The organism is Mycolicibacterium vaccae NBRC 14118 = CIP 105934 (genome assembly GCF_001552715.1).
Taxonomy (GTDB): domain Bacteria; phylum Actinomycetota; class Actinomycetes; order Mycobacteriales; family Mycobacteriaceae; genus Mycobacterium; species Mycobacterium vaccae.
In genome coordinates this window covers 1-5,491 of sequence record NZ_BCRS01000248.1, presented here as the reverse complement: position 1 = coordinate 5,491, position 5,491 = coordinate 1, and the positions used below count along the sequence as shown (strand labels likewise).

The window sequence follows — 5,491 nt, the reverse complement described above, 5'->3', positions numbered from 1 at the left end:
GGCGTGTTGTTTGAGAACTCAATAGTGTGTTTGGTGGTTTTTGTTTGTTGTTTTTGGTTCACCTCTTTTTCCCGTTTAGGGGTGGGCTGTTTTTTGATGCCAGTTTTTGGTGTCTTGTTTGATGATCGGATTTCTCTGATTGTGAATTCTGCCTTGCCTTTGGGTGAGGGGTTTTTGTTTGGAGAGTTTGATTCTGGCTCAGGACGAACGCTGGCGGCGTGCTTAACACATGCAAGTCGAACGGAAAGGCCCTTCGGGGTACTCGAGTGGCGAACGGGTGAGTAACACGTGGGTGATCTGCCCTGCACTTTGGGATAAGCCTGGGAAACTGGGTCTAATACCGAATACACCCTTCTGGCTGCATGGTCTGGGAGGGGAAAGCTTTTGCGGTGTGGGATGGGCCCGCGGCCTATCAGCTTGTTGGTGAGGTTACGGCTCACCAAGGCGACGACGGGTAGCCGGCCTGAGAGGGTGACCGGCCACACTGGGACTGAGATACGGCCCAGACTCCTACGGGAGGCAGCAGTGGGGAATATTGCACAATGGGCGCAAGCCTGATGCAGCGACGCCGCGTGAGGGATGACGGCCTTCGGGTTGTAAACCTCTTTCGCCAGGGACGAAGCGCAAGTGACGGTACCTGGAGAAGAAGGACCGGCCAACTACGTGCCAGCAGCCGCGGTAATACGTAGGGTCCGAGCGTTGTCCGGAATTACTGGGCGTAAAGAGCTCGTAGGTGGTTTGTCGCGTTGTCCGTGAAAACTCACAGCTCAACTGTGGGCGTGCGGGCGATACGGGCAGACTAGAGTACTGCAGGGGAGACTGGAATTCCTGGTGTAGCGGTGGAATGCGCAGATATCAGGAGGAACACCGGTGGCGAAGGCGGGTCTCTGGGCAGTAACTGACGCTGAGGAGCGAAAGCGTGGGGAGCGAACAGGATTAGATACCCTGGTAGTCCACGCCGTAAACGGTGGGTACTAGGTGTGGGTTTCCTTCCTTGGGATCCGTGCCGTAGCTAACGCATTAAGTACCCCGCCTGGGGAGTACGGCCGCAAGGCTAAAACTCAAAGAAATTGACGGGGGCCCGCACAAGCGGCGGAGCATGTGGATTAATTCGATGCAACGCGAAGAACCTTACCTGGGTTTGACATGCACAGGACGCTGGTAGAGATATCAGTTCCCTTGTGGCCTGTGTGCAGGTGGTGCATGGCTGTCGTCAGCTCGTGTCGTGAGATGTTGGGTTAAGTCCCGCAACGAGCGCAACCCTTATCTTATGTTGCCAGCGCGTAATGGCGGGGACTCGTGAGAGACTGCCGGGGTCAACTCGGAGGAAGGTGGGGATGACGTCAAGTCATCATGCCCCTTATGTCCAGGGCTTCACACATGCTACAATGGCCGGTACAAAGGGCTGCGATGCCGTGAGGTGGAGCGAATCCTTTCAAAGCCGGTCTCAGTTCGGATCGGGGTCTGCAACTCGACCCCGTGAAGTCGGAGTCGCTAGTAATCGCAGATCAGCAACGCTGCGGTGAATACGTTCCCGGGCCTTGTACACACCGCCCGTCACGTCATGAAAGTCGGTAACACCCGAAGCCGGTGGCCTAACCCCTTGTGGGAGGGAGCCGTCGAAGGTGGGATCGGCGATTGGGACGAAGTCGTAACAAGGTAGCCGTACCGGAAGGTGCGGCTGGATCACCTCCTTTCTAAGGAGCACCACGAGAATCAGGCCCGCCCACATCGTGTGGGGGTTCGGTGATCTGATCGATTCGTTGGATGGCCTTTCATCTGTAGTGGATGGGGGTCTGGTGCACATGACAAACTTGGCCGAGCCGGTAGGGAATGCCGGCGAGGGAAATCATCAGACACACTATTGGGCTTTGAGACAACAAGCCCGTGCCCCTTTTTTTGGGGGTGGCTCTGCGTTGGCAGGGTCGGCGTGTTGTTGCCCCGCTTTGGTGGTGGGGTGTGGTGTTTGATTCGTGGATAGTGGTTGCGAGCATCTGAATGCACAGCGCTTGTGGTGTTGTGTGTTCGGTGTAATGCAAATTTTTCTGATACTCGCATGCAGTCCCTTTTTGGGGGTGTGTGTGGGTGACTCATTTTTTGGTTTTGTGTTGTAAGTGTTTAAGGGCGCATGGTGGATGCCTTGGCACTGGGAGCCGATGAAGGACGTGGGAGGCTGCGATATGCCTCGGGGAGCTGCCAACCGAGCGTGGATCCGAGGATGTCCGAATGGGGAAACCCGGCACGAGTGATGTCGTGTCACCCAACGCTGAATATATAGGCGTTGGGGGGGAACGCGGGGAAGTGAAACATCTCAGTACCCGTAGGAAGAGAAAACAAAAGTGATTCCGTGAGTAGTGGCGAGCGAAAGCGGAGGATGGCTAAACCGTGTGCATGTGATACCCGGCGGGGGTTGTGTGTGCGGTGTTGTGGGGCGTTTCTTCTCTCATCCGCCGATGAGGGCAGGAGTTAGAAACTGTTGGGTTAGTCGAAGTGGCCTGGGATGGTCTGTCGTAGAGGGTGAGAGCCCCGTAGGCGAAAACTCAACAGCTCCTGTGGAATGTTTCCCCGAGTAGCAGCGGGCCCGTGGAATCTGCTGTGAATCTGCCGGGACCACCCGGTAAGCCTGAATACTTCCCAGTGACCGATAGCGGATTAGTACCGTGAGGGAATGGTGAAAAGTACCCCGGGAGGGGAGTGAAATAGTACCTGAAACCGTGCGCTTACAATCCGTCAGAGCCCTCCTTCGTGGTGGGGTGATGGCGTGCCTTTTGAAGAATGAGCCTGCGAGTCAGGGACATGTCGCGAGGTTAACCCGTGTGGGGTAGCCGTAGCGAAAGCGAGTCTGAATAGGGCGTATCCACACAATAGTGTGTGGTGTAGTGGTGTGTTCTGGACCCGAAGCGGAGTGATCTACCCATGGCCAGGGTGAAGCGCGGGTAAGACCGCGTGGAGGCCCGAACCCACTTAGGTTGAAGACTGAGGGGATGAGTTGTGGGTAGGGGTGAAAGGCCAATCAAACTCCGTGATAGCTGGTTCTCCCCGAAATGCATTTAGGTGCAGCGTCGCAGTGTTCGTGTCGGAGGTAGAGCTACTGGATGGCCGATGGGCCTCACAAGGTTACTGACGTCAGCCAAACTCCGAATGCCGACACGGTGTAATGCGGCAGTGAGACGGCGGGGGATAAGCTCCGTGCGTCGAGAGGGAAACAGCCCAGATCGCCGGCTAAGGCCCCTAAGCGTGTGCTAAGTGGAAAAGGATGTGCAGTCGCGAAGACAACCAGGAGGTTGGCTTAGAAGCAGCCACCCTTGAAAGAGTGCGTAATAGCTCACTGGTCAAGTGATTGTGCGCCGATAATGTAGCGGGGCTCAAGCACACCGCCGAAGCCGCGGCAGCACACCTTGTGTGCTGGGTAGGGGAGCGTCCTGCATCCGGTGAAGCAGCAGAGTGATCTAGCTGTGGAGGGTGTGGGAGTGAGAATGCAGGCATGAGTAGCGATAAGGCAAGTGAGAACCTTGCCCGCCGGAAGACCAAGGGTTCCTGGGCCAGGCCAGTCCGCCCAGGGTGAGTCGGGACCTAAGGCGAGGCCGACAGGCGTAGTCGATGGACAACGGGTTGATATTCCCGTACCCGTGTGTGAGCGTCCCTGATGAATCCATCTTGCTAACCGCCCAAATGGTGGTCCACCAAACTCTTCGGAGGGCGGGGATCGCCGGCTGCGCGGGACCCAGGTGGGTAGTAGTCAAGCGATGGGGTGACACAGGAAGGTAGCCGTACCAGTCAGTGGTAATACTGGGGTAAGCCTGTAGGGCGAGTGATAGGTAAATCCGTCACTCATGATGCCTGAGAGGTGATGCATAGCCGATTGAGGCGAATTCGGTGATCCTATGCTGTCGAGAAAAGCCTCTAGCGAGCGCACACACGGCCCGTACCCCAAACCAACACAGGTGGTCAGGTAGAGAATACCGAGGCGTACGAGTGAACTATGGTTAAGGAACTCGGCAAAATGCCCCCGTAACTTCGGGAGAAGGGGGACCCACATACCGTCAACACCTTCGCGGTGGGTAGCGGGAGTGGGTGGCACAAACCAGTGAGAAGCGACTGTTTACTAAAAACACAGGTCCGTGCGAAGTCGCAAGACGATGTATACGGACTGACGCCTGCCCGGTGCTGGAAGGTTAAGAGGACCCGTTAACTCGTAAGGGTGAAGCGGAGAATTTAAGCCCCAGTAAACGGCGGTGGTAACTATAACCATCCTAAGGTAGCGAAATTCCTTGTCGGGTAAGTTCCGACCTGCACGAATGGCGTAACGACTTCTCAACTGTCTCAACCATAGACTCGGCGAAATTGCATTACGAGTAAAGATGCTCGTTACGCGCGGCAGGACGAAAAGACCCCGGGACCTTCACTACAACTTGGTATTGGTGCTCGATACGGTTTGTGTAGGATAGGTGGGAGACTGTGAAGCGGTCACGCCAGTGATTGTGGAGTCGTTGTTGAAATACCACTCTGATCGTATTGGGCCTCTAACCTCGAACCGTACATCCGGTTCAGGGACAGTGCCTGGTGGGTAGTTTAACTGGGGCGGTTGCCTCCTAAAATGTAACGGAGGCGCCCAAAGGTTCCCTCAACCTGGACGGCAATCAGGTGTTGAGTGTAAGTGCACAAGGGAGCTTGACTGCGAGACGGACATGTCGAGCAGGGACGAAAGTCGGGACTAGTGATCCGGCACCTCTGAGTGGAAGGGGTGTCGCTCAACGGATAAAAGGTACCCCGGGGATAACAGGCTGATCTTCCCCAAGAGTCCATATCGACGGGATGGTTTGGCACCTCGATGTCGGCTCGTCGCATCCTGGGGCTGGAGCAGGTCCCAAGGGTTGGGCTGTTCGCCCATTAAAGCGGCACGCGAGCTGGGTTTAGAACGTCGTGAGACAGTTCGGTCTCTATCCGCCGCGCGCGTCAGAAGCTTGAGGAAACCTGTCCCTAGTACGAGAGGACCGGGACGGACGAACCTCTGGTCTACCAGTTGTCCCACCAGGGGCACTGCTGGATAGCTACGTTCGGACAGGATAACCGCTGAAAGCATCTAAGCGGGAAACCTTCTCCAAGACCAGGCTTCTCACCCATTAAGTGGGATAAGGCCCCCCGCAGACCACGGGATCGATAGACCAGACCTAGAAACACAGCAATGTGTGCAGGGAACTGGCACTAACCGGCCGAAAACTTACAACAACAACAAAACCTCGCAACCACACCACAAACCACACACACTCAACAACACCCCCTTCACCGGGAGAATTGTTGAGACACACCCCACCACCAATAACACGGGGACAACCACAAGGTTTACGCTCGATAACGAGTGAATAGAGTTACGGCGGTCCATAGCGGCAGGGAAACGCCCGGTCCCATCCCGAACCCGGAAGCTAAGCCTGCCAGCGCCGATGATACTACCCACTCGGGTGGAAAAGTAGGACACCGCCGAACACAAATT

The 5,491-nt window shown here is 56.1% G+C and carries 3 rRNA genes; all 3 read left to right on the top strand.

From position 1 onward, the window contains the following. The first annotated feature begins 175 nt into the window (after positions 1-175). The 3 genes from MVA01S_RS28320 (at position 176) to rrf (ending at position 5,484) form a co-directional block, all read left to right on the top strand. Positions 176-1,697 (top strand): 16S ribosomal RNA (locus MVA01S_RS28320). Positions 1,698-2,108: 411 nt separating this feature from the next. Then, positions 2,109-5,229: ribosomal RNA gene (locus tag MVA01S_RS28315) — 23S ribosomal RNA — on the top strand. 141 nt (positions 5,230-5,370) lie between these two features. Further along, positions 5,371-5,484 (top strand): 5S ribosomal RNA (gene rrf / locus MVA01S_RS28310). Together the 16S, 23S and 5S rRNA genes form the textbook arrangement of a ribosomal RNA operon. The last annotated feature ends 7 nt before the right edge of the window (positions 5,485-5,491 follow it).